This window comes from Streptomyces sp. NPDC003077, from assembly GCF_040611095.1.
Classification (GTDB): domain Bacteria; phylum Actinomycetota; class Actinomycetes; order Streptomycetales; family Streptomycetaceae; genus Streptomyces.
The window spans coordinates 61,520-85,555 of record NZ_JBEXNM010000022.1 but is presented as its reverse complement, the minus strand read 5'-3'; the positions used below and the strand labels follow the sequence as shown (position 1 = coordinate 85,555).

At 70.5% G+C, this 24,036-nt stretch carries 22 protein-coding genes and 2 pseudogenes; 18 read left to right on the top strand and 6 right to left on the bottom strand.

The genetic code is table 11. The features are described from left to right. Window positions 1-194: 194 nt before the first annotated feature. From ABZX96_RS17360 to ABZX96_RS17310, 11 genes and pseudogenes are all read left to right on the top strand, one after another. Window positions 195-3,161, top strand: coding sequence for a Na+/H+ antiporter subunit A (locus tag ABZX96_RS17360; protein WP_355544939.1), 2,967 nt, complete (start codon window positions 195-197; stop codon window positions 3,159-3,161). Then, complete coding sequence (locus tag ABZX96_RS17355; RefSeq protein ID WP_355544936.1) at window positions 3,158-3,784, top strand: Na(+)/H(+) antiporter subunit C; 627 nt, start codon at window positions 3,158-3,160, stop codon at window positions 3,782-3,784. Before ABZX96_RS17360 ends, ABZX96_RS17355 begins: the two co-directional genes overlap by 4 nt. An 85-nt stretch (window positions 3,785-3,869) precedes the next feature. After that, window positions 3,870-5,771 carry a Na+/H+ antiporter subunit D gene (locus ABZX96_RS17350; protein ID WP_355544933.1) on the top strand — a complete coding sequence of 634 codons (1,902 nt, stop codon included), beginning with the start codon at window positions 3,870-3,872 and terminating at the stop codon, window positions 5,769-5,771. Between the two features lie 134 nt (window positions 5,772-5,905). Next, window positions 5,906-6,463, top strand: a pseudogene (locus ABZX96_RS17345) (Na+/H+ antiporter subunit E); the annotation flags it as partial. 236 nt (window positions 6,464-6,699) lie between these two features. Continuing rightward, on the top strand, window positions 6,700-7,224 hold the full coding sequence (locus ABZX96_RS17340) for a monovalent cation/H+ antiporter complex subunit F (protein ID WP_355544930.1): 525 nt from the start codon (window positions 6,700-6,702) through the stop codon (window positions 7,222-7,224). Continuing rightward, on the top strand, window positions 7,221-7,595 hold the full coding sequence (gene mnhG, locus ABZX96_RS17335) for a monovalent cation/H(+) antiporter subunit G (RefSeq protein WP_355544927.1): 375 nt from the start codon (window positions 7,221-7,223) through the stop codon (window positions 7,593-7,595). Before ABZX96_RS17340 ends, mnhG begins: the two co-directional genes overlap by 4 nt. 335 nt (window positions 7,596-7,930) lie before the next feature. After that, window positions 7,931-8,440, top strand: a complete 510-nt coding sequence (locus ABZX96_RS17330) for a hypothetical protein (protein ID WP_355544924.1) — start codon at window positions 7,931-7,933, stop codon at window positions 8,438-8,440. A gap of 70 nt (window positions 8,441-8,510) precedes the next feature. Continuing rightward, the gene (locus ABZX96_RS17325) at window positions 8,511-9,953 is read left to right on the top strand and encodes an SPFH domain-containing protein (protein ID WP_355544921.1); all 1,443 of its coding nucleotides are present in this window, start codon (window positions 8,511-8,513) and stop codon (window positions 9,951-9,953) included. Between the two features lie 1,220 nt (window positions 9,954-11,173). Beyond that, window positions 11,174-12,367 carry a hypothetical protein gene (locus ABZX96_RS17320; protein ID WP_355544918.1) on the top strand — a complete coding sequence of 398 codons (1,194 nt, stop codon included), beginning with the start codon at window positions 11,174-11,176 and terminating at the stop codon, window positions 12,365-12,367. Window positions 12,368-12,450: 83 nt separating this feature from the next. Then, window positions 12,451-12,957 (top strand): sigma-70 family RNA polymerase sigma factor, encoded by a 507-nt coding sequence (locus ABZX96_RS17315; protein WP_355544915.1) that lies wholly within the window; start codon window positions 12,451-12,453, stop codon window positions 12,955-12,957. Beyond that, window positions 12,947-13,702: a hypothetical protein gene (locus ABZX96_RS17310; RefSeq protein ID WP_355544912.1), complete on the top strand. Its 756-nt coding sequence runs from the start codon at window positions 12,947-12,949 to the stop codon at window positions 13,700-13,702. The genes ABZX96_RS17315 and ABZX96_RS17310 overlap by 11 nt, the downstream gene beginning before the upstream one ends. A 225-nt stretch (window positions 13,703-13,927) precedes the next feature. Here ABZX96_RS17310 and ABZX96_RS17305 read toward each other — a convergent pair whose 3' ends face one another. Then, the gene (locus ABZX96_RS17305; protein WP_355545037.1) at window positions 13,928-14,626 is read right to left on the bottom strand and encodes a hypothetical protein; all 699 of its coding nucleotides are present in this window, start codon (window positions 14,624-14,626) and stop codon (window positions 13,928-13,930) included. 74 nt (window positions 14,627-14,700) lie between these two features. Continuing rightward, window positions 14,701-15,057: pseudogene (locus ABZX96_RS17300) on the bottom strand (trypsin-like serine protease); the annotation flags it as partial. Window positions 15,058-15,596: 539 nt separating this feature from the next. On the opposite strand from ABZX96_RS17300, the gene ABZX96_RS17295 reads away from it, so the two are divergent. Beyond that, the gene (locus ABZX96_RS17295; RefSeq protein WP_355544909.1) at window positions 15,597-16,538 is read left to right on the top strand and encodes a hypothetical protein; all 942 of its coding nucleotides are present in this window, start codon (window positions 15,597-15,599) and stop codon (window positions 16,536-16,538) included. A gap of 189 nt (window positions 16,539-16,727) precedes the next feature. Next, window positions 16,728-16,961, top strand: a complete 234-nt coding sequence (locus tag ABZX96_RS17290; RefSeq protein WP_355545028.1) for a DUF397 domain-containing protein — start codon at window positions 16,728-16,730, stop codon at window positions 16,959-16,961. Between the two features lie 95 nt (window positions 16,962-17,056). Here the strand turns inward: ABZX96_RS17290 and ABZX96_RS17285 are convergent, their stop codons facing one another. The 3 genes from ABZX96_RS17285 to ABZX96_RS17275 form a co-directional block, all read right to left on the bottom strand. Continuing rightward, on the bottom strand, window positions 17,057-18,112 hold the full coding sequence (locus ABZX96_RS17285; RefSeq protein WP_355544906.1) for a helix-turn-helix domain-containing protein: 1,056 nt from the start codon (window positions 18,110-18,112) through the stop codon (window positions 17,057-17,059). Window positions 18,113-18,328: 216 nt separating this feature from the next. Continuing rightward, the gene (locus ABZX96_RS17280) at window positions 18,329-18,889 is read right to left on the bottom strand and encodes a cysteine hydrolase (RefSeq protein ID WP_355544903.1); all 561 of its coding nucleotides are present in this window, start codon (window positions 18,887-18,889) and stop codon (window positions 18,329-18,331) included. A gap of 149 nt (window positions 18,890-19,038) precedes the next feature. Then, window positions 19,039-19,458: a PPOX class F420-dependent oxidoreductase gene (locus tag ABZX96_RS17275; protein ID WP_355544900.1), complete on the bottom strand. Its 420-nt coding sequence runs from the start codon at window positions 19,456-19,458 to the stop codon at window positions 19,039-19,041. 118 nt (window positions 19,459-19,576) lie between these two features. On the opposite strand from ABZX96_RS17275, the gene ABZX96_RS17270 reads away from it, so the two are divergent. The 4 genes from ABZX96_RS17270 to ABZX96_RS17255 all read left to right on the top strand — a co-directional run bounded on the left by ABZX96_RS17270 (window position 19,577) and on the right by ABZX96_RS17255 (window position 21,524). Beyond that, on the top strand, window positions 19,577-19,954 hold the full coding sequence (locus ABZX96_RS17270; protein WP_355544898.1) for a hypothetical protein: 378 nt from the start codon (window positions 19,577-19,579) through the stop codon (window positions 19,952-19,954). Between the two features lie 331 nt (window positions 19,955-20,285). After that, complete coding sequence (locus ABZX96_RS17265) at window positions 20,286-20,768, top strand: hypothetical protein (protein WP_355544895.1); 483 nt, start codon at window positions 20,286-20,288, stop codon at window positions 20,766-20,768. Between the two features lie 142 nt (window positions 20,769-20,910). After that, a complete protein-coding gene (locus tag ABZX96_RS17260) occupies window positions 20,911-21,150 on the top strand; it encodes a hypothetical protein (protein WP_355544892.1) in 240 nt (79 codons plus the stop codon). Further along, window positions 21,150-21,524 carry a toxin Doc gene (locus ABZX96_RS17255; protein WP_355544889.1) on the top strand — a complete coding sequence of 125 codons (375 nt, stop codon included), beginning with the start codon at window positions 21,150-21,152 and terminating at the stop codon, window positions 21,522-21,524. Before ABZX96_RS17260 ends, ABZX96_RS17255 begins: the two co-directional genes overlap by 1 nt. A gap of 262 nt (window positions 21,525-21,786) precedes the next feature. Here the strand turns inward: ABZX96_RS17255 and ABZX96_RS17250 are convergent, their stop codons facing one another. After that, window positions 21,787-22,341: a DUF4232 domain-containing protein gene (locus tag ABZX96_RS17250; RefSeq protein WP_355544886.1), complete on the bottom strand. Its 555-nt coding sequence runs from the start codon at window positions 22,339-22,341 to the stop codon at window positions 21,787-21,789. Window positions 22,342-22,872: 531 nt separating this feature from the next. Here ABZX96_RS17250 and ABZX96_RS17245 point away from each other — a divergent pair. Next, the gene (locus ABZX96_RS17245; protein ID WP_355544883.1) at window positions 22,873-23,949 is read left to right on the top strand and encodes a hypothetical protein; all 1,077 of its coding nucleotides are present in this window, start codon (window positions 22,873-22,875) and stop codon (window positions 23,947-23,949) included. Window positions 23,950-24,036 lie beyond the last annotated feature (87 nt).

The window sequence follows — 24,036 nt, the reverse complement described above, 5'->3', positions numbered from 1 at the left end:
CCCGTCCCACGCGAGATCCGCCCGCACACGCACACCCCTGGCGCGTTATCGAATCCTCAGCAACACCCCCCACCCGATATGCGCAGCTTTCGCCCGGAAGTCTGGGATATTCGCTGTTGCCGCATCCTGCCGTGGCCGGCGAGGCCGGTCCCGAGAGTTCCGAGTCCCGAGTTCCGAGTCCCGTGGAGCCGTGCGTGCTGACGCTGATCCTGCTCCACTTCGCGCTGGCGGGGCTCGCCCCGCCGTTGGTGCGGTGGGCCGGGCGGCGGGCGTTCTTCCTGCTGGCGATGGCGCCCGCGGCGGCGGCCGGGTGGGCGCTGTACGCGTGGATCGGCACGGAGGGGCCGGTGGCGGCGGCCTGGCGATGGATTCCGGACTACCGGGTGGTCATCGCACTGCGGCTGGACGAGCTGGGCACGCTGATGATGCTGCTGGCCGGTGGCATCGGGGCGCTGGTGTGCGTGTACTGCGCCCGCTACTTCGAGGACGACGAGCCGCGGCTCGGCGCGTTCGCCGGGACGCTGATCGCTTTTGCCGGTTCGATGCTCGGGCTCGTTCTCGCCGACGACCTGATCGTGCTCTATGTCTTCTGGGAACTGACCACGATCTTCTCGTTCCTGCTCATCGGCCACCGCAGCACCGGCCGGGGCGCCCGGCGGTCGGCGCTCCAGGCGCTGCTGGTGACGACCGTCGGCGGGCTGGCGATGCTGGTCGGGTTCATTCTGCTGGGGGAGAGCGCGGGGACGTACCGGATCTCCGAGCTGGTGGCCGGGCCGCGCGCGTCCGGCGGGGCGGTGCTGCCGGTCGCGCTGGTGCTCGTCCTGCTCGGGGCGCTGACGAAGTCCGCGATCTGGCCGTTCAGCTTCTGGCTGCCCGGGGCGATGGCGGCCCCCACGCCGGTCAGCGCCTATCTGCACGCCGCCGCCATGGTCAAGGCCGGTGTCTACCTCGTGGCCCGGCTCGCCCCCGGTTACGCGGACGTGCCCCTGTGGCGGCCGGTGCTGATGGTGCTGGGCTCGGCGACCATGCTGCTGGGCGGGTGGCGGGCGCTGCGGCTGTACGACCTCAAGCTCGTGCTGGCCCACGGGACGGTCAGTCAGCTCGGGTTCCTGCTCGTCCTGGTCGGGGCGGGGAACCGGGATACCGCGCTGGCGGGGACGGCCATGATCCTGGCGCACGCGCTGTTCAAGGCGCCGCTGTTCCTGGTGGTCGGCATCGTGGACCACGCCACCGGGACGCGGGAACTGCGCCGGCTGTCCGGTGTGGGCCGGGCGATGCCGGGCGTCTGCGCGGTGGCCGTGCTCGCCTCGGTGTCGATGGCGGCGCTGCCGCCCACCTACGGGTTCACCAGCAAGGAGGCCGCCTTCCAGACGCTGCTGGACGGGACCGCCGTCGACCGGTGGGCGCTGGCCGCGACCGTCGTCGGTTCGACGCTGACCACCGCCTACACGCTGCGGTTCCTGTGGGGCGCGTTCGCCCGCAAACCGGGCCGCGAGGACACCCGCGTGCACGCCGCCGGCCCGCTGTTCCTGGCCGCGCCCGCCGTGCTCGCCGTCGCCGGGCTGGTGCTGGGGCCCCTCACGCGCTGGGAGGAACCGCTGTTCGCCGGGTACGCCGCCGCGTTCCCCGTCTCCGGCGACCCCTACCACCTCTCCTTCTGGCACGGCGTGGGCACCGCCCTGGCGCTGTCGGGGCTGGCGTGGGTGGGCGGCGCGGCGCTGTTCTGGCGGCGGGAGCCCCTGCTGCGGCTCCAGCGGCGGCTGGCCTGGCCCGCCGCCGAACGCGCCTTCGGCTCCGTCCTGCTGGGCCTGGAACGGCTGGCACTCCAGGTCACCGGCACGGTCCAGCGCGGTTCGCTCCCCGTCTACCTGGCCACCGCGCTGGTCGTGCTGCTCGGCGGGCAGATCGCCGTCCTGATCGTGGACCACCCCTGGCCGGACGGCATGGCGCCCCGCGTCTGGGACTCGTCCGCCCAAGCCGCCGTCGGACTGGGCGTCGCCGCCGCGGCCGTGCTGTGCGTGCGGACCGACCGGCGGATGACGGCCGTCGCCATGGCCGGGCTGACCGGTTACGGTACCGCCGTCCTCTACGTCCTGTACGGGGCGCCCGACCTGGCCCTGACGCAGTTCTCCGTGGAGACCGTCTCCCTGGTGGTCTTCGTCCTCGTCCTGCGGCGGCTGCCGGTCCGCTTCGACGAGACGGTCAGCCGGTGGCGCCAGGCCGGGCACCTGCCGCTCGGCGTGGCCACCGGCGTGCTGACCGCCACGCTGGTGTGGATCGCCGCCGCCGCGCGGACCGCCGCCCCCGCGGGGCCGGAACTGGCCGTGGAGACCGCCCACCACGGGCTGAAGAACGTGGTCGCCACCATCCTCGTCGACCTGCGGGCCTGGGACACCCTCGGCGAGTCCGCGGTCCTGGTCACCGCCGCCGCGGGCGTCACCAGCCTGATCTTCCTCCGGGTACGGGCCGGGCCGCCCCCGCCGCCCGCCGTGCGCCGTCAGAAGGCGGGCGACCACCGCGTCTGGTCGCTGAGCCACGGCAAGTTCGCGCACTTGCGGCGCCTTCCGTCCGGCGCACCCGAGGACCACTGGCTGGCCGCCGGCAAGTCCCTCGCGCCCGAACGCCGCTCGGTCATCTTCGAGGTGGTGGCCCGGCTGACGTTCCATCCGATGCTCGTGCTCTCCGTCTACCTGCTGTTCTGCGCCGAGAATCTGCCCGGTGGCGGCTTCACCGCAGGACTCGTCGCCGGCCTCGCCCTGGTCGTGCGCTACCTGGCGGGCGGACGCTTCGAACTCGCGGAGGCCGCACCGGTCGGCGCCGGCTTCCTGACCGGCCTCGGGCTCACCGTCTGCGCGGGCACGGCGCTGGGGGGCCTGATCGGCGGCACGGTGTTGCAGAGTGGAACGTTCCACGGTGAGCTGCCGCCGTTCGGATCCTTCCACCTCTCCAGCCCCGTCCTCTTCGACACCGGCGTCTACCTCCTCGTCCTCGGCGTCGTCCTGGACATCGTCCGCGCGCTCGGCGGCAAGATCGACCGGCAGGCGGAACGCGGGATGGAACGGGAGACGGAACGGGAGACGGGGGACCAGGACGAGAGCGGGGAGGCCGCCGCCGGACGAGCCGGGGCCCCGGGCGCCGCAGCGGAAGGGCGGGCCCCGTGACCGTCACCCTCGCCCTGCTCGCCACCGGCGCCGTGCTGATCTCCACCGGCGTCACCCTGCTGCTCGCCCGCGCGCTGACCCGCATCCTGCTCGGCGCCATCCTCGTCGGCAACGGCGTCAACCTCCTGGTGCTCTCCACGGGCGGGCCCGCGGGACCCCCGCCGCTGCTCGGATCGGGCACCGGGCCCAAGGACGTCACCGACCCGCTCCCGCAAGCCATGATCCTCACCGCGATCGTCATCACCCTCGCCATGACCGGCTTCCTGCTGGCGATGGCCTACCGCAACTGGCAACTGACCGGCGGCGACGAGGTCGAGGACGACATCGAGGACCGCCGCGTCGCCCGCCGCGCCATCGACATCCACCGCCGGGCCGCCCGGGAGGCCGAGGACCACCGGGCCCGCGCCGGACAACGGCGCCACTCCTCCGGCAGGCACCACTCCTCCGGCAGGCGGCGCCCGGCAGGCCGCGGCGCCCGGCGCACCGGCGCCTCCACGCGCTCCGCCTACCGCTCCGCCCGCCGCGGCCTGCGCCGCGAGATCCGCGTCGAACGCGCCCGCCGGACCCACAGCCGGCACGCCTCCGGCGATCTGTGGGACGGCATTCTCGGGGAGGACTGGTGAGCGTGTTGGTGGTGCGGGGGGCGGGGGGTTCGGGCCGGTCTGTCACCGTCATCGCCTTCGGGCGCGGTTCCGGAGAGGAGCACCGGTGAACTCCCTCGTCCCGCTGCCCGTCGTCATGCCCCTGTTCGCCGCCGCCCTCAAGCTCGCCCTGGGCCCGCACGCCCCGCGCCTGCAACGCGCGACCAGCGTCGGCGCGCTGGCGGCGGTGCTCGCCGTCTCCCTCGTCCTGCTCGTCACGGCGGACGCCGAAGGACCGCAGATCGTCCAACTGGCCACCCACCCCGTGCCCATCGGCATCACGCTCATCGCCGACCGGCTCTCCGCGCTGATGCTCACCGTCTCCTCCGCCGTGACGCTGTGCGTGTTCGGCTACTCCATCGGCCAGGGCATGGCCGACCGGGACGCGGAGACGCCGCTCGCGGTGTACCGGCCGACGTTCCTGGTGCTGGTGGCCGGGGTCTCGGACACGTTCCTGGCGGGCGACCTGTTCAACCTCTACGTCGGCTTCGAGATCATGCTGACCGCCAGCTACGTGCTGCTGACCCTCGGCGGCACCCTCACCCGCATCCGCGCCGGCGCCACCTACGTCGTCATGTCGCTGATGTCCTCGCTGGTGTTCACGGCGGCCATCGCGATGGTCTACGCCGCCGCCGGAACGGTGAACCTGGCCCAGCTCGCCGGCCGTTTCGACGCGCTGCCCGCAGGCGTCCGCACCGTCCTGCACATCGCCCTGCTCACCGTCTTCGGCATCAAAGCGGCCGTCTTTCCGCTCGCCGCCTGGCTGCCCGACTCCTACCCGACGGCCCCCGCGCCCGTCACCGCCGTGTTCGCGGGCCTGCTCACCAAGGTCGGCGTGTACTGCATGCTGCGGGTGCAGACCCTGCTGTTCCCCGGCGGCCGGCTCACCGTCGTCCTGATGGTGGTGGCGCTGGCCTCCATGCTCATCGGGGCGCTCGGCGCGGTCGCGCAGAGCGACCTGAAACGGTTGCTGTCCTTCACCCTGGTCAGCCACATCGGCTACATGGTCTTCGGCATCGCGCTGGGCTCCCGGCCGGGCATCGGCGGGGCGATCTTCTACGTGGCCCACCACATCACCGTCCAAACCACCCTCTTCCTCGTCGCCGGACTGGTCGAACGCCGGGGCGGCTCCACCGAACTCCACCGGCTGGGCGGCCTCGCCCGCCTCTCACCCGCACTCGGCGTGCTGTTCTTCGTCCCCGCCATGAACCTCTCCGGCATCCCGCCGCTGTCCGGCTTCCTCGGCAAGCTCGGCCTGCTGCGGGCGGGCGTGGCCGACGCGGGTGTGTGGGCGTACGTCCTGGTCGCGGGCGGCACGCTGACGAGCCTGCTGACGCTGTACGCGATGACGAAGGCCTGGAACCTGGCCTTCTGGCGCGCGGCGCCGCCCCAACTGGCCAAGGTCGGCACGGTCCTGGAGTCCCACGAGACGGAGGAGGGCTACGGCGGACGCGACCAGAACGGCGGCGGCGACGCACGGTCCCGGGCGGAAGCCGAGGCGGAGGCGGAAGCGGAGGGGGAGCGCCGGGCGGATGGGCAGGGGACGGGAGACGGGGGAGAACGGCGGGAAGGGCCGGAATCGACGGCGGAAGCGGACGGGGACGGCCAGGACGGGGACGGCCGGACCGCTGACGGTCGGGCCGGTGACGGTCGGGCCGGGGACGGCCGGACCCGTGACGGTCGGGTCGGGGACGGCCGGGCCGGTGACGGCCGGGGCGATGCCGGGGCGGCGGACTCCGGGGCCCGCCTGGCCGGTGCCGGAGACCACCCCGTACCGCTGTCCATGAGCGGACGCCAGATCACCACCAGCGACCGGCTGCCCCGTTCGATGGTCGCCACTACGTGGGCGCTGGTCGCGCTCGGCCTGGCGTACACCGTGTGCGCGGGCCCGCTGGTCGGCTTCGTCAACCGCTCCGCCGACGAGCTCCTCACCCGGGCCCCGTACATCGAGGCGGTGATCGGCCGATGACGGACGCGGAGGGGAGCCGGGGAGAGGAAAGGCGGGAGGAAGGGCGCACAGAACGAGGCCGTGGGGATGAAAGACGCGAAGGCGGATGGAACGCCCGGAAGTCCGCAGACCGGGGACGCCGCCCCCGTCGCCCGCTGCCGCCGCTGAGCTTCTCGGTCGGCGGGCGGCGCCGGCCGCGCGTCATCCAGCTCCCGGTCATCGGATGGCTCACCGTCGTATGGCTGCTGCTGTGGGGCGACGTGACCTGGGCGAACCTGATCACCGGTCTGGTCGTCGGCACCGTCCTGTGCCTGCTGTTCCCCCTTCCGCCCATCGACCTGGGATTGCGCCTGCGCCCGGTGGCCTTCCTCCGGCTGGCCGTCCTGTTCAGCGTGGACATGGCGGTGTCCGGCACCCGCGTCACCCGGCAGATCGTCTTCCCCGGGTCACGGCCCAGCGCCGTGCTCAGCGTCCCGCTGCGCTGCCGCGACGACCTCATGCTCACCGTCACCGCCGTCATCGTCTCGGCCGTGCCGGGCAGCGTCGTGATCGACCTCCACCGCGCCACCGCCACGCTGTTCCTGCACGTCCTGGACGCGAGCGGGCACGAGGCCGTCAACCGGGCCCGCAAGGAGGTCTGGCGCGCGGAGGAACTGGTGGTCCGCGCGTTCGGCACCGGCCAGGAGATCGCCCGCGTCACCGCGCCCCCACCCCAGCACCCCGCCGACCCGAAATGCCACCCACGGCACAAACCTCCCCCGGACACACCTCCCCCGGACACTCCTCCCCAGGACGCACCCGGGCACGATGCACTTCCCCCGGACGCCCCTCCCCAGGACAAACCGCCCCCGAATACAACTCCGCACGACGAGCCTCCCGAACAGGGCCCACCGACCGAACAGGACCCACCGACCCGAGAGGACCCGCCGACCGGAGAGGACGACGCCCGATGAACGCCTGGTACGCGGCGACCACGGTGCTGCTGTTCTGCGCCGCGGCCGTCGTCCTGGGACGGATCTGGCTCGGCCCGTCGATGCTCGACCGGGCCGTCGCCGTGGACGTCCTGATCATCATCGTCGTCGCCGGTGTCGCGACCTTGGCGGCCCACGACCGCACCGGCCTCTTCCTGCCCGTCCTGCTCGTGCTGTCCTTCCTCGGTTTCACGGGGTCGGTGAGCATCGCCCGTTTCATCGCCTTCCACGACCACGATCCGGACGACGAGCAGAGCGCCGCCCGCGCCCAACCTCCCGACAGCGGCCCGGCCTCGGGCTACGACAACGCGTCGGGGGACGGGGAGGAGAGCGAGGAGCCCACGGAAGACGGCGAGCAGCCCACGGAAGCCACGGGGGAGGTCCCGGAGGGCGACGAGGCCCCGCACAGCGACGAGGCCCCGCACAGCGACGAAAACCCGGACGGCGACGAGTCCGCGCACGGCGACGAGGACTCCCCTCCTCCCGGAAAGGACCCCCGATGACCCCCTGGACCCGCCTCGCCGACGGCCTCGGCATCGCTTTCCTGCTGTCCGGCGCGCTGCTGTGCCTCGTCGGCGCCATCGGCATGCTGCGGCTCCCGAACGTCCTCTCCCGGCTGCATGCCGCCACCAAGCCGCAGGCGCTCGGCCTGCTGCTGATCCTGGCCGGCGGCATGCTGCGGCTGCGCAACCTGAACGACCTCGGCACCCTCGTCCTGGTGGGCCTCTTCCAGCTTCTGACCGCGCCGGTGGCCTCCCACATGGTCGGCCGGGCCGCCTACCGCACCGGTCAGGCCGACAGCGACGACCTGGCCGAGGACGAACTCGCCCAGCACCTCCGCGAAGAGAACGACGGCCAATCCCCGAACCGCTGAAGGCCGTTGCCCGGACAACCGACCGACCTGCCCGGACAACCGACCGACCTGCCCGGACAACCGACCGACCCGACCAGGAGTACCGACCGACCCGACCAGGAATACCGGCCGACCTGCGACGGACCACCGACCCACGTGCCCCGAGCGGCCCTGTACAACAATGCGCCCTCATGCGCCGTATCGCCCCGCATCAATGCGTCGCATCGCCCCCCGCGTCAATGCGGCATTAAAGACCCGTAAAGATTGCCGGAAACCGGCAATGACGATGTCGGGCCCCGGCTGTGAAGATATGGACACGTCGGAGGTCAGCGCGGGGTGAGAGGGGGACAGTGCACATGGTCTGGTTTCTCGGACTGGGCATCACGGGGGTTGTGCTGCTGACCCTGTCGCTGATCTTCGACGGAGTGTTGGAGGGGCTGTTGGACGGAGCCCTCGGGGGGCTGTTCGACGGGTGGCTGTCGCTGCCGGTCGTGGCGGGGTTCCTTTCGATGCTCGGCTTCGGCGGGGCCATCGTGCGGGGGGTGACGGAGGCCGGGCCGGTCCTGGCCACGGGAGTCGGTGCCGTCGCGGGGGTCGGCACCGGCTACCTGGTCTACCGGCTCAGCAAGGCGCTCATGCGGGACCAGACCGCCGCCACGCCCCGCGGGGACGATCTTGTCGGGGTCTCCGGTACGGTCGTCACCGCGATTCCGGCGGACGGCTTCGGCGAGGTGCTGGTGCGGCTCGCCGGGCAGCCGATGAAGCTCGCCGCGCGCAGCACGAAGCCGGTCGCGCGCGGGGCCGAGGTGTGGGTCGACGCGTCGCTCTCCGCGACCTCCGTCTCCGTACGCCCGGCCGAGTCCTGAAGCACGGGGCCCTCGGCCGCCCCTCCCTTTCTGTTCGTTCTACTGACTTGCTGCCATTGGGGGCGCATACATGAGTCCTGTCGTTGTCGCTGTGGTGGGGGTGGTCGTCCTCCTGGTCCTGCTGGCCCTGGTCGTGATCACTCGCTACAAGGTCGCCGGTCCGAGCGAGGCGTTCATCGTCACCGGGCGGCGCGGCAAGACATCCACCGACCCGCAGACGGGTCAGGTCTTCACCGACAACAGCGGCCAGAAGGTCGTCGTCGGCGGGGGTGTCTTCGTCGTCCCCTTCGTGCAGCAGAAGTTCACGCTCGACCTGTCGTCCCGGCACATCCCGGTCGCCGTCCGGGGCGCGGTCACCCTGCGCGGTGTGAAGGCGCACCTCGAAGGCGTGGCGATCGTCAAGGTCGGGGGCACCGAGGACTCCATCCGGGCCGCCGCGCAGCGCTTCCTCCAGCAACAGGACGGGATCGTGGGCTTCACCCAGGAGGTCCTGTCGGGCGCCCTGCGGTCGATCGTCGGCCGGATGTCGGTGGAGGACATCATCCGTGACCGGGCCGCGTTCGCCGGTCAGGTGGCGGAGGAGGCCGAGGCGAGCCTGTCCGGGCAGGGCCTGGTGCTGGACGCGTTCCAGATCCAGGACATCACCACCGAGGGCTCGTACCTGGAGGACCTGGGCCGGCCGGAGGCGGCGCGCGCCAAGCAGGAGGCCGACATCGCCGAGGCCGTGGCCCGCCGGGCATCCGAGCAGGCGCGCCTCAAGGCGGAGGAGGAGATCGCGATCGCCCAGCGGACGTTCGCGCTCAAGCAGGCGGAGATCCGGGCGGAGACGGACGAGGCCGCAGCCCGCGCCGCGGCGGCCGGCCCGCTGGCCGAGGCCGCCCGGCAGCAGGAGGTCCTGACCGAACAGGAGAAGGTCGCCGAACGGCAGGCCGCCCTGACCGACCGCGAACTGGACACCAAGGTCCGCAAGCCCGCCGACGCCGCCCGCTACAAGGCGGAGCAGGAGGCGGAGGCCAGCCGCATCGCCCTGGTCAAGCAGGCCGAGGCCGACGCCCAGCGGGCCCGCCTCACCGGTGAGGGCGAGAAGGCGCAGCGCGCCGCGCTCGCCGAGGCGGTCCGCGTCGAGGGCGAGGCCCAGGCCGCGGCCATCGCCGCCAAGGGCACCGCCGAGGCCGAGGCGATGCACAAGAAGGCCGACGCCTTCGGCCGCTACGGCGACGCGGCCGTACTCCAGATGCTGGTCGAGGTCCTGCCGCAGGTCGTCGCGAAGGCCTCCGAGCCGCTGAGCGCCGTCGACAAGATGACGGTGATCTCCACCGACGGCGCCGGCCAACTCTCCCGCACGGTCGCCGACAACGTCGCCCAGGGCCTGGAACTGCTCAACTCCACCACCGGCGTCGACCTCGCCCAGCTGCTCCAGGGCCTCACCCGCCGCGGCAGCACCACCCCGGACGCCCCGGTGAACGGCGAGCGGCGCCCGGAGGTCGGCGGGAAGGTCGAGATCACGGACTGAGACACACTGCGGCGCGGTAGGTACCGCGACTGCGAATGGGGCCCAGCGGGTGACTGCGCTGGGCCCCTGTCGCGTTGAGGCGTCTCCCTGGCTGCCGTCGAGCACCACAAGGACGTCGTGACGACGGGGCGGCGCCGCCCGATCAGGGCTTGGGGCAACGGCGTCGCCTACGTGACGAGGAAAAGACCGAGGGATGTGCGGATCGCAGCCCGCGATCGGTTGCGGCACGAGCGGTCGTCGCGGGCCGGAGAGCCCGTCTTGAGCCCGGAACAGTGGTCGCCGGGGGACCCGCAGCGGTAAGTGCCCCCGGCAGGAGCTGCACGAATTGGCTGGAGGTTCGCCGCATGGTGATCTGCGGATTTCTGCCACAGCGCGCGTGGAGGGGCACAAGCGGACGGTCCTGCTGGTCCGGGACGTGAATGGGTGATGGTTGGCCCTGCGCTGGAGGTGACCGCGCGTGTTCTATCCCCCCGTCGTCCCACCATTGCGATACGGGGACAGCGGGTCCCACCCCCTCACGTTCCTTTGTATTGCAGCTGCCCTTATACATGTGTTCATAAATGCGGTGGGGCGGAGCTGACACCCAGACGATCTGCTCGGTGACATGCGAGATCGGAAATGTTCGGGTAAAACGCTTGCGGTGCGATGCGTCGCCGAGGTGGTTGGAATCATTCCGGATATCGCCATGCCGCCGGTGCGGAGGGCGACAGTCGTGAATGAGCCATTATGGCGGCACGAAGCAGGGAGTGCGGCATGTGTGTCTCGCCGGCCGACCCAGCACAACTGCATGAGTCCGATGCAGACTCCATTGACTGTTCTGCGCCGTGACCTCGCGGATGGAATCTCTGGAGGAATTTTCGCCGGCACGGCAAGGGGCGATGGAGCGGACCGGATCCCCGGGGATCGGAAGTTGGTCTCGGTCATCCGGCGACCCAGAGGTTGTGAAAACTGTTGTTCTTGTGAAGTATGTTGCCGAAAGGCGGGGCGGCGCGAATGATGGAATGCCGCAGGATGTCAGGGCGCGCTTGCGTGGACGATTCTTTCGTCAGGAGCGCGGCTTGCTGCTTCGATGTGATGTCGTATCCAGTCGAAAATTGAGAAATTCCGCCGAAAGCTCAAGTGGGCTGCGAGATCTCGGCATGCGGCCGGGACCGGCTTCGATTTTCTGGCGGTTGCGCCACCCCGTGAAGCGGTCATTTGGCAGGAAGTGAGGTAGCTTCATGAAGCGGTCGATTGTTTCGCTGAGCGCGGTATTCGTTCTGATGTCGGGAATCGCGCTTGCCGGGTCCCCGGCAAGCGCACAGCCCGCCCCCATGACGGAAGAGGAGTTCGTCGCGCTGCCTTTGGAGGAGCAATCCGGCATATTGACTCCTCTGCAGGAAGCTGCCGAAGCCGTTGATGCCCAGGGGCGTGGTGCCTCGGCAGACATCTACGCCGGCGTCGAACTGGACGCGCCGGCCGCAAAAGTGAAGCTCTATATCACCGAGCCGTCCCGGGCTGGAGCATTGCTCGAAGCGGCTGAACGTGACTCTCCGGGCGTCGACCTGAGCATGATTGACGTAGTCGCGGCCAAACACACAAAAAACGACCTGCGATCCGCGCGGGAGAAGCTCGCCCCACAGGCTGACAAATACCACATAGTGAGTATGTCGGTGAAGACGGACGGTGCGGGCCTGCGAGTCGCCACGGACTCCCCCGCCGGGTTCTCGTCGGTGACTGACGAACTGTCTCGGGAAGCCGGCGTTCCCGTGGACGTGGTGCCCGGGGAGGCAGTGGAAGCGAAAAGTCGATTGGCCGACACATCGCCCTACGTTGCGGGCGGACGTATCAGGATCGACACGCGCTTATGCACGACGGGCATACCGGTACGAAAAAACGGCAGCAATAAGCCTTACATCGTCACCGCCTCACACTGTGGGCGCACCGGAAACCTGGTACGCAATGGTGGCGGGGTATACGAGGGAACCATCAGCGAGTACCAGACAAGGTGGGACGCTGCTCTTTACCCTGTAAAGGATGTGGAAGCGTATGAGTGGGACGGGCACAGCAACAACTCAAGAATCGTCCCGCTGAAGGGAACCTCGTACTCGCTCAAAGGAAACTACGTGTGCCAGGACGGCTACACCTCAGGGGTGGTCTGCAATATCAAGGTCTACGACGACGATATCTGGACGCGCGTCAGCAGCAGTTACCCCACCTTCGAGGCGCGAGGGGTCGCGGGGCAGAAGATGGGAGGCGGCAAGGCCGTCCAGGCCGGTGACAGCGGTGGCCTGGTCTTCGCTCTGAACGGCGGGGCGAACAAGCCCCGGAAGGTGCTGGGCCTGGTCAGCGCCGAACATCGAGGTTCCGAGACCAACATGTTCTGGACCGAGGCCAAGGACATCTACCGAGCGTTCAACGTTCACCTGACCTGAGTGCGAAATAAATGTGCGGCCCGTCCCCAACGTTCGGGGGCGGGCCGTCGTCATGAGGGGTGGAAGCGGACGAAGGGGTGGTCGTGGCCGGGTGGGATGAGGCGCTGACGGCCTTGGTGCGGGTGCGCGGCGTGGCTCTTCGGCGGTATGCGTATGTGCTGACCGCAGATGATCAGGCGGCCGAGGACCTGGTCCAGGAGGCGCTGGTGCGGGTGTTCGCGCGGCGTCGGGTGGTGGAGATCGAGGCGGTGGAGGCCTATGTGCGGGCGGTGATGCTGCGCTGTTACCTGGACGGGTACCGGCGCCGGCAGCGCTGGCGACGGCTGGTGCCCCGGCTGGCGACGCCGGAGGCGGACGGTGGGGGCATCGCGGAGGTTCCCGGACAGGTGGACGCGGCGGCGGCGCTGGGGGCGCTTTCGCCGCGGCAGCGGGCGTGCGTGGTGCTGCGGTTCTACGAGGACCTGGCGGTGGGGGACATCGCGGCGCGGCTGGGGGTGGCCGAGGGAACGGTCAAGCGGCACTTGGCGGACGCGATGGCGCGCTTGACGCCGTTGCTGGTGACGAATGGAGGCGAGGGCCATGCCGGATGAGGAGAAGGTTCTGCGGGACGAGGACATGCGACGCCTGGTGCGGCGCGCGGCCGAGCAGTCCAGGGCGTCGCAGGTCCCGGAGCGGGGACTGGTGGCGGCGGTGCGGCGCCGGCGGCGGGCGCGCGGAGCGCTGCTGGCAGGGGCGGTGTGCGCCCTGGGGGCCACGGTGGGCGGGCTGACGCTGACGGCGATGGGGGCGGACGGGCCATCCGCGGCGGTGGGCGCGGCAGGTGGCGGTACCCAGAAGGAGTTGCGGTGCGGACGGCCGGTACCGGGCTTGGTGGTAACGCGGGACGCGGATACGGGGCTGGGGGCGAAGGTGGTGGCGGTACACCGGGGGACGGCGGGCGCTCCGGTGGTGGAGGTGGAGCTGAGCGCGCCGCGCCGGGTGGTGTTCGAGCAGGGGCTCAGGGACGTGTCCGTGCTGGTGCTGCACCGGGACAGTGGCCGGGTGGTGGACCAGATCGGCGGCCACCGCATTTCCCCTGACGCGCCGACGACCGGCGCCGAAGTGGCCGCCGTGGCCGAACGGCGCACCGTCGCCCCCGGTCGCCCGGTACGGCTGGAGATCGAGCCGGACCCGCAGACCGGCTGCCCGTCCGCGGACTGGAAGGCCATCTGGTCCCGGCCCGCCGAGTACGTCCTTCTGACGGCTATGCGACCCCCGCTGTCCGACGCCCCTGAGCAGCCGGCCGAACCCGGCCCGGACCACCTCATCGGAACCCGCGGCAGCCTCACTCCGTGAAGAGCGATGCTGCGCCCCCAGCTCCGTAAAGCCCGTGGTGGTCAGGACGCGGGTCCGAAGGAGCGCGTAGCCGGCCACTCGTTTTTCGGTCGCTGGATCGACCGGTTTCTGCGGGTGACGTGCTGTGCACGGACATGCGCCTACGGGGGCACCACCACGGGCGCCTGCGGTGAACCGGCCTTGCGGCGCAGTTGCTCACGGGAGAGCTGCGCCGCAGGGCGTGTATCAGGTGGGTGGGGCGACGAGCATGCGTTCGGTGCCCAGGCGGTTGGTCTTGGTGTCGGTGTACATGGTGGTCTCGCCGTCGGACCAGCGGATGACGAGGTCGTCGGTGCGGCCGTTGGCGGTGTAGTTGCCGGTGGTCATGACGGTGTCGTGGGTCCACAGGTCATTGGCGTTGAGGATGCGTGCCTCGGTGCCCAGGGCCTTGGTGGTGGTGCCGACGTAGGTGTCGAGTTCGCCGTCGGACCAGCGCACCATCAGGTCCCATTTGCTGTTGCCGGAGAATTCGCCGCTGGTGAGCAGGGTGGCGTGGGTCCAGCACACCACCAGCAGGTCACTGTGTCCGGTCCCGACAAAGTTGCCGGAAGCCATCAGCTTGGCGTGCTTCCAGGTGTCCGCCGCCCCGGGCAGCACGGCGGAGACGTACGGGGGCTTCTCCCCCGGCTGCCGGTGCGCCTTGGCGTCGTCGAACAGATCCTGGGCGTCCTTGCCGTACACCGGCGCGTAGGTGATCCAGTGGACGTTGGCGTCATTGCCGCCGCCGTTGTAGCCGCCGGTGTTGCCGATGACCTTGCGGGTGCCGGTTTCCTTGTTGTAGTCCGTGATCCACGGGCCCCGGACACGCCGGCATAGAATCCGCTGCACTCCATGCGCATCTGGCGGAACCCCGGCAGCCGCGTCGTCGGTCTCGCGCAACGCCACGCCCGGTGGGTCGGGCTGGTGCTGTGGGCGGAGGGATAACCGATGACCGTCACGTTGTGCTGGAAGCTGGTGGCGGGCGTGAAGATCAGTGCCCCGGTGACCTCCTCGACCTTCTTGCCCTTGGAGTTCGGGGCAACGTAGGCAAAGGCGACGTCCAGGTCGGAGTCGGCCGCCTTGCTGTTGTACGTGACATAGCGGGGGTCCATGAAGATGGCCTTCACCGGGAAGATGCCGTGGGGCTGCTGCGCGGCGGAGCGCTTGTACCGGTACTGCGGCACAAAAACGGCGTGCTTGTTCGGTTTCTTCATGCCCATGGCGCAGTGCGCGGCGGTCAGCACGATGTCCTTGGCCTCGGTGCGCACCACACTGCCGGTGCAGGAGGTGCCGCCGTCGCTGACGGGGCTGCCGTCATAGAAGAAGGTGCCCACCATCGGATGCCCGTCGAAGTGGCCGGGGTTCTCCTCCTTGGGGGCGGGCGCGGCGGCCCGGAAGCCACGTCGCGGGGCGGAGGAAGGCGGGGCCTCGCCCCGGGCGGCGTCGACTGGCACGGCCTCGGCCATGCGCTCGGCCGTCCAGTACCGCTCAAGCTCCTCCATGTCCGGCTCGTCCATCGCTTTCGTCGCGGAAGGCAACGGAGCGGGTGCCGCATCCTTCGGTGACGAGGAGGGCAGGGAGCGCGGCGGGGAGCCGGCGGTCACCGGCCCCTGCGGCTGCGCCATCGACGCGGCGGACGGCTGGGGGTGCCACCGGTCGCGGCGGCGGTGGGAGCAGCCCCGAGGATCCCCACGCCCAGGACAAGGGGGAGAGCCGGCAGGGGGTCCGGAACGTAACACGGTGTCTTCCCGTCTTGCTGGAGGCCGAGCAACAACCCAACAGCAAAATCGCCCGACTGTTCGAAGCGAAGATCGCGAGTCTACCCATCACGGCAAGGATCCAGTGCCCTTGCGCTGACAGAAAGCCAGGTCAGGCCATGAACCGCCCCCGCACGGCCGCCCTGTGCGCATCGCTGCTCGCGCTGCCTGTCCTGATGACGGCACCGCCCGCGGCAGCCCAGCAGTCGCCCCTCTTACCCCTGGACAGCGTCCGCTCCGTCCATCCCGGCGACACGTTGACCATCAAGGCTCGCGACGATCAGGCGGACAGCGGCGACCTGGCCACCTCCCGGGCCTTCCACGCGGCCGAACCGCTGCGCATGAAGGCGCCCTACCTGACGGCCACGGTCGCCATCGGCTGCGCCGTACGCCCCGGCACCTACCGGGTCGACCTCGTAGCGCCCTGGGGCCGGCCCGAGAACCTCGGCGAACCGTGGGCCAAGGTGCGGGTCCAGCCGGCCGACGAGAGCGCCCGCGCGGCCTGCCGCGCCAAGGTGAAGAAGCTCCCCCCGGCCGACCCGGAGGAGACCTGGCCCTCCGGCACCCCCTGGCCGCGGACGCCCTGGGACGTCCGCACCTTCCAGCCCGGCAGCCGCCTCCTGATCACCGACAACGAGAACGAGGGACGGGGTGGCCTCATCACCCTCGTCTCCCCCGCCTTCGCCAACCGCCCCGTCCTGCAAGGCGACAAAGCCGTCCTGACGGCCACCGCGACGATCAAATGCGATGTCAAACCCGGCCTGTACCCCGTCTACCAGGACCAGCCCACCGCCTCCCCGGGTTACCGGCACCAACTGTGGGCACGCCTGCGCATCCCATCCACCCAGGGCTCCACCCCGGCCACGGCTGACTGCGGTCCCAAAACCGCGCATCCGGCCTCCGACGACACCAGCGCCTCCCCTACCCGCACGGTCGCCTGGGCCGCCGGCGGAGGCGGAGCCGCCCTGGCCACCACGGCCGGCGCCTTTGCCTGGCACCGCCGCCGGGCACGGCGCTCCGGCACGGACGCCGTCAGGCAACCAGGCACGGACGGCCCCTGAACACCTGAACAGCGGTAACTGACCGCACTCAGCACGCCGGCGGACCTGATGCGGGACCCACACCGACGACACGGCACAGGTCGACTTCCTGGAAAAGGAGTTCGCCGCCATCTCCTCCATCGCGCTTGCCGTCGGCGAGTCGCGAGATCGTCTTCACGAGTATCTGGAAGGACTGCACAAGTGACTACGATGAACGGATCCACCTGCATGGCCGGTACGTTGGAAAACGCCGTCTGGAGGAAGTCCTCCTACAGCGGGGGCAGCGAAGGGCAGTGCGTGGAAGTCGCTGACGTGACGCGTACGCACGCCGGGATCGCTGTGCGCGACTCCAAGAATCCGAGTGGGCCTGCCCTGCTCTTCGCCTCCGAGGTATTCGGCGGATTCGTCGCCGGAGTGTGCGAGGGCAGGTTCCGTCAGCCCTGACGCGTTTGCTCGGAGCGAGTGGCCCGTCTCCCCGAGTAGAGACCGGGGGAGGCGGGCCCACGCGTTCCCGAGGGCGGGACGCGCCGGACGAACGCCTAGAACTCCCTGGCCGGCCAATCCAGCAACCGGGCCCCGATGACCGCCGTCTGGAGGGTGTAGCGGTGCATCGGGTCGGCGGGGTTGATGCCCGTCAGTTGGTGGATGCGTTCCAGGCGGTAGGTGAGGGCCCGCACGCTCAGGGAGAGGCGGCGGGCGGCCTGTGCGGCGGTGCAGCCGACTTCGAAGTAGGCCTCCAGCGTCTCCAGCAGGGGCTCGGGTCCGCCGCGAGCCTGCCGCAACGGGCCCAGCGTGCCGGTCACCAGGTCGATCATGGCTTGCCGGTCCCGGGTGAGGACGGGATAGACCAGCAGATCGGCGGCGCGGGCCACCGGCTCGTCCAGATCGAGCCGTTCCGCCAGGTCGAGCGTGCTCAGCGCCTCCTCGTACGACTGCACCACCCCGCCGGCGCCCGGCTGGCTGCGGCCCACCGCGATCCGGCCGCCCTCCGTGGCCGCGTACGCCTGCCGCGCGAAATATTGCAGGAGGTCGTCCTGATCGCCGGGGGCGATGCAGACCAGGTGCCCGTTCTTGGTGGTGAGCAGGAAGTGCCGGTCGCCGAACCGGCTGATCAGGGCGCTTTCGACACGGCGGGCGACGGGGTCGGCGTCCGTGTAGGAATCCGGGCCCTTGGCGACGGCGACGGCGTGGGTCTGGGACAGGAGCAGCCCGAAACGTTCGGCGCGTTCGGCGAGCCGGCCGAGATCGCTGCGGCCGTAGAGCAGGTCGTCGATGAACTCCCGACGGGCCGCCTCCTCCTGGCGGACCGCGAGCCGCTGCGCCCGCTCGTACCCCTCGGCGAACGCGTCGACGGCCTGCTCGACGGCCGCCAGCACGCTCTCCGGTGACCCGGTTGGATGGGGCCACGCGCACCGGGTGGCACTCAGGTGCTCCCGGACCAGCCTGCGCAGGCTGTGCCCGTCGTCGGCGGCCTGCTCGCCCAGCGCCCGCCGGGCGTCGAGTTCGGCGCGCGTGAGCCGACGGCCCGTGGTGGCCACCTCGCGCAGAATGTCGCCGTAACCGACGAGGTACGGCCGTACCGTCTCTTGATCCACCACAGTTCCCCGCGCCCTTTGACGCGCCGTTGACGCTTTCTTGACGGCGCCCGTGTGTTCGAGAGCGTACGTAACGACCTCGGCGACCGCCAAAACGGACAGCGGTGGAGGAAGGGGGAGGGGAGGGGCTTCGGGGAGCGTGATCAGTCTGGTCCGCTGCTGATGAGGCGGTCTTCTATGACGCGCGATCGTCTGTCGAGTATGACGCGCGATCGTCTATCGAGGCGTGATCGACGTGAGCCAGTCGTCGACGGTGACGACGTCCGCCCACCGCGGGAACAGGCGCTCGACGAGGACGCGGTGCAGTTCCGGATCGGTGTCCAGGCAGGCGTCGGAGAGGACGGTGAGGCCGAAGTCCAGGTCGTTCGCCTGGCACAGGGTGGACAGCACGACAGCGCTGGTGGCGATGCCGGTGAGTACGAGGCTGTCGATACCGCGTGCCCGCAGCACCACGTCGAGGTCGCTGCCCGAGAACGCGCTCGCCCGCCTCTTGGTGACCACCACGTCGCCGGGCTGTGGCGCGATCTCGGGGTGGATCTCGGTGCCGGGGGCGCCCTCGACGTGGAGTCCGGCCTGCGCGATGGCGGCGAGAGCCCTGTTGCGCGTGCCGACTTCCGGGAAGCCGGGACGGAGCGCGATGACCACGTAGATCACGGGGAGGTTCGCCGCCCGCGCCCCGTCGATCGCCCTGCGCAGGCGTGGCAGGTATCCGGAGCCGTCGTCGGCGATGTCCACGATGGCCCGCTGGACGTCCATCACAAGAAGGGCGCTGCTCATGTCGCCTCCGGGAACGCAGTCGGTGCGGCGTGGAACGGGCCGGGCTCTGGTGTTCGGATCCTAACGGCATCGGTCGGAGGCGGTGACGGCGCGCCCGTCCGGCGAGAGGGGACGGACGGGCACCGGCACGTCTGCCCGAAACCTGCGCGTCACCCGGCCTGGCTGTTGTCCTTCAGCGTTCCCCAGCCGTGCCAGCGCTCGATCTCGATCCAGGCGCTGACCCGGCGGCGATCCCGCCGCGAGTACCGCTCCCCGAGGTAGTGGCGGGCGAGCCGGTCGATGTCGGCCAGGTTCTCGTCCTCGCGGAACTCGGTGACCCGGCCGATCAGGCTGAGGTGCGTGTACCAGTTGCCCTCGTCGAGCACGGTCAGCGTGACCCGGGGGTCGTTGCGCAGGTGCTCCAGCCGTTTGCGGCCTTCGTCCATGTTGATGAGGACCCGGCCGTCGTCCCAGAGGTACCAGGTGGCCGTCGAGACCGGCTGACCGTCCGGACGGAGCGTCGTGACGACGGACGGATTGGCCTTCTTCAGCATGGCGATGGCCGCTTCCGGAAGCGGGGGTTTCGACATGGTGTTTCTCCGTAGAGGTGGACGACAACGTCTCGGCCCGGGCCCGGTCCGCGCTCGGCCGGGCCGCGTCCGGGGCCGTTCGAAGTTTAGGGGCGGTGACGGCTGCAAGGGGTGGGTCGTGGGGGCACCGTACGACCGGCTGATCGCCACCTGCGCGGTGCCGCGCATCCCCGCCGAGTGGCTGGAGCAGGTGAAACCGGGGGACGGATTCTCGCCACCGTCGGCGGTCGGCTGTACTCCTCCGAGCTGGCACGCACGGCTCACCGTCCGGGAGGACGGGACCGCGGCGGGGCGTTTCCTGGACGTGGGGACGGCGTCCTGGGCCGCGCTGTGTCGCCACGGCGACCGCTGGATCGTGGAGGAGGGCGGACCCGTACCGCTGTGGGAACGCGTCGAGGATCACCTGCTCCGGCGGCGCGAGGACGGCTCCCCGGGGTCCGACCGTTTCCCTGATCACTGCGTCCCTGTCAAACAGACGATCACCTGGGCCGTGTGAGGGGAGGAGGCCGTTCGCCCTCCTCCAGGGAGCTTCGGCTATCTCGGAACCGAGAAAGGCATCAGGCACGTGACTCAAGTGGCTCGCTTCGCGCTTGCCTCACAAGTATCCGCGTGCTGTTCGGCCAAGTTCGGTATCTACGAGCACTGGCCTTCCGGGTGTCGGTATCTACGAGCACTGGCCTTCCGGGCGCTCGTTGCTCTGTGAGCTTGTTGCTCTGCGCGCTTGTTACTCCGGGCGCAAGGTGCTCGTAGCCGCCTGACACCTGACAGGCTCGGACTCAAGCGGCGAGTGTGAGACCGGGCGGGTCTGTGTCTGCTGGGGAGGGACCGTGTTGGCGACACTCGTGACTGCCGCTCTGGCGATTGTCGGCGCTCTGCTCGGCTCGATCGTCAGCGGCCTGTTCCAGGAGCGCGCCGCGGAACGCGCGGTGCGCGTCAACCACGATGCGGCGATCCGCCGGGATCAGTTGGAGGCGGTCACGGTGCTGGCCTGTGCCGTCAGCGACCATCGCAGGGCGATCTGGAAGCGCGGGGACGCCGTCCTCAAGCGTGCTGGCGACGAGCGGATCGAGGCCCTGCGAGAAGAGGGCCACGAGACCCGCGGCATGGTCGCTCGCCCGCTGGTCACGATGCGCCTCCTCATCGAGGACCAGGCCGTGCGGGCCACCGCCGACCGCATGATCGCGCTGACGTACGCGATGCACGGCGCGTGGTCCAGCAGGGACGGACTGACCAGGGCACGTGAAGCGGCGGTGGCCGCGCATGACGACTTCGTGGACGCCGCCGCCCGTTACCTGCGCGGTGGGCCGTAGAGGATCAGCCGTCCGCGGCTGCGGTATGAGAGCAGGTGACCGGCGCCCGGTCACCCACGTGGCTTCCCGGCTGTCGACCGCCCCTCGCGCCCGCCGGGGCGTTCGCTCGCCAGCCTAGGTACCAACTAGGTACCATGCGGGCATGCCATCGCTGAACATCACCTTCACCGACGAGGAACTGCAAGAGGTCCGCGCCGCGGCGGCGGCCGAGGGCAAGTCCCTCAAGCAGTTCGTGCACGACCTGCCGCTGCGGGAACAACACCGCCGCCAGTTCGTCCGGTACGCCGTTTCCTGGGGCGAGGCGCACCGTGCCGAGTTCGACGAGGCGTTCCCCGACGAGGTGCCCCCGGCCGGGCGCCGACAGGGAGCCGAAGCCGCCTGATGGTGCTCTACATCGACGTTCCCTGGCTCCTCGACGTCCAGGAACAGGCCGTGCCCGAAGACGTCTCGGTCGCGGATTACTCCGCGCTCGTCGCGGCCGTCGCCCGGCACAAGACGCGCATTCCGCGCCCCACGACCGCCGAGCCCGACGCGTCCTGGCGCGCCGCCGCGCTCCTGCACACCCTGGTGCGCCTCCAGCCCCTCCCGTACCGCAATTCCCTGTACGCCTGCCAGGTCGCCTCCGCCTACATGAACGCCGCCGGTGAGGGACTGGATCCGCCGTACGGTGCCCTCGTCGACCTGGTGCGCGACATCCAGGCCGGCAAAGCCAGCGTTTATCAGGCGGCGGATCGCATCCGTGGCTGGCGCATCTGATCTAGACCGGCAGCGGTCAGGATGGATCGTGGTGAGGATGGGGCGCGGTCAGGACGGACCGTGGTCAGGACGGATCGCGGTCAGGACGGACCGTGGTCAAGATGGGTCGTGGTCAGGACGGATCGCGGTAAGAACAAAACACGGTAGGAAGCCACCAGAGCATCGGCGAAAGCCCCGCTCTCCGATCCGATTCCGTCACGGAGAGCGGGGCCGCGGCTCGGAAGCCGTCCGCTCAGCAGCCGTCTGCGCGGAAGTCGTCCGCTCAGAAGTCGTCCGCGCCGTTGCGCAGCTCGTGCGTCCAGTAGCCGGTCTTCCACTTCGACGGGTTGACGGCGATGCCGTGACCCGGAGCCTTCACGGCGGCCATGCCACCGTTGCCCTGGAGCGTGACGGAGAAGTCCGTCACCGGCTCGACGTCCTCGTCGACACCGCCGCCCGACACCCGGACCAGCGCGTACGCGGGGGCGCCCGGCGTGAGGACGACAGGTGCGGCGGGCTTGCTCTTCGGGACGGCCGGCACGTTCTCCCGGTGGCTTTCGAGGAACTGGATCTCCGGGAAGCCGTTCAGCTTGCAGTTGTGGCGCGTGGTGTTCTTCGCGGTCAGGACGATGTGGGTGTAGGGCGGGCCGTCCTGGAAGGCGGCGCTGATCTTGACGTCCTTGGTGGTGCAGGCGGGCGCCGACGCGGCGGTCTTCGTGGTGGGCTTCGCGGCGGGCTTGGCGGCGGAAGCGGCACCGGCACCGGCGATGAGGGACAGCGTGAGCGCGGCGGTGCTCGTGGCGGCGAGGATGGCGGCGCGGCTGCGGTTCGTACGCAAGGGATCTCCCCCGTGGGTGAGGGCACGGACCGCCGAGGTCGTTTGGCGGGCCGTGCGTCGTTCGTTGACAGGAATGAGTCTGCTGCCCGTCACTTACGTCCCAGTGCTGGAGAACTGACGTCCCACTAACGTTGCGCTGACCCCCGCCCCGCCACACGTCAGCGCCCCCTCACCAACCACCAACCGGCCGTTCCCCAGCACCATTCCTTGGCACCATTCCTTGGCGCCGTTCCTCGGCACCATTCCTTGGCGCCGTTCCCCGGTGCCGTTCCCCGGCCGGTCGCCCCGTCAGCGGATCGGCGGGTGTGGGGGCGGAGGGCCTGTCCCGCCGGGCCGGGTCCGGACGCCGACGCCGTGGAGGGGCGGGGCCGTCCGGACGCCGCGGAGGGCCGGGCCGGGAGGCCGGCGGGCGGGTGGTTAAGCTGGCGGGCCGGTCCGCCGCACATGCCCGGACCAGGCAAAACACCGCGGTGCCCGGCACGGGACGACGCGCGGTACGGCAGTACGGAACACGGATCGACGGGGGTTTCCATGCGGGCTCGCAAGCGGATGACGGGCGTGGCGGGGGCGAGCGTGCTGATGCTGCTCGCCGTCGGCTGCGGTGGCGGGCCATCGGGCACCAAGGCGGCGCCGAAGGCGTCCCGGTCCGTTGCCGCCGCACAGCCGGTACGGGTGGAGACCACCTCCCGCCCGGCCACCTGGACCGACGACAAGAAGCAGGTGCACGAACTGCGGATCGCGCCCAAGAGCCTGGCGCGCGGCTCGGAGGCGGACTTCGAACGGGTCCGCCTGGACGACGACCTGAAGGGCCTGGTGCCCTATTACCTCACCTTCACCTACGTCAACACCGGTAAAGAGGCGCTGCACCGGGCGAGTCTGGGCAGCGAGTTCGCCGTCGTCGGCGCGGACGGTGAGCCCGGCGAGCGGATGTGGCTGATGTCCAACCCGCTGGCCACCAGCTCCGGCCTGCCGGACCAGTGCAGGAAGTCCGGGTCGGAGACGCTGGCCCCGGGCGCCTCGGCGGAGGCGTGCGAGATCTTCATGCTCGCGCCGAAGCAGGCGCCCACGACCGTTTCGTACACCGACAAGGACGGCGAACCGGTCATCTGGCAGGCCGGCGACGGCAAGGCCACCGGCGACACCGACGGCGTCCTCCCCGCGGGCAAGCCCACCGACGGCCTCTGGCAGGACAGCCACGAGCGCACCGTCACCATCAAGGCCACACCCAAGAGCGTCAAGGCCGGGACGGTGGCCGACCTCAGCCACTTCAAGCTGAGCGCGGACGAGAAGAAGCTCGTCCCGTATTACGTCACCGTGGAATATCGCAACACCGGCGAGCACGACCTGTATCCGGACATGCAGGACGGCGTGGAACTGAGGGGCGCCGGCGGGCAGCAGGCGCGAAAGCTGCTGCTGATCGACATCGGTGGCGACGGCGTCACGCAGTGCCCGGAGTCGGTGCCCTACAAGATGGTCAAGCCGGACGCCACGGTGGTCCAGTGCTCCATCCACATGCTTCCCAAGAGCGACCGCCCGGCCGTCGTCGTCTTCCAGGGCAAGGGGCATGGGGCGCAGCCGATCACTTGGCACGCCACCGAGGGCGAATAAGTGATCGTCGGTCTGCGTACGCCCTGACGCCGGGGCGGACCGGTCCGCGTGGGGGGGGGTGATGGGGGCGGCGGACAAACGGCGCCG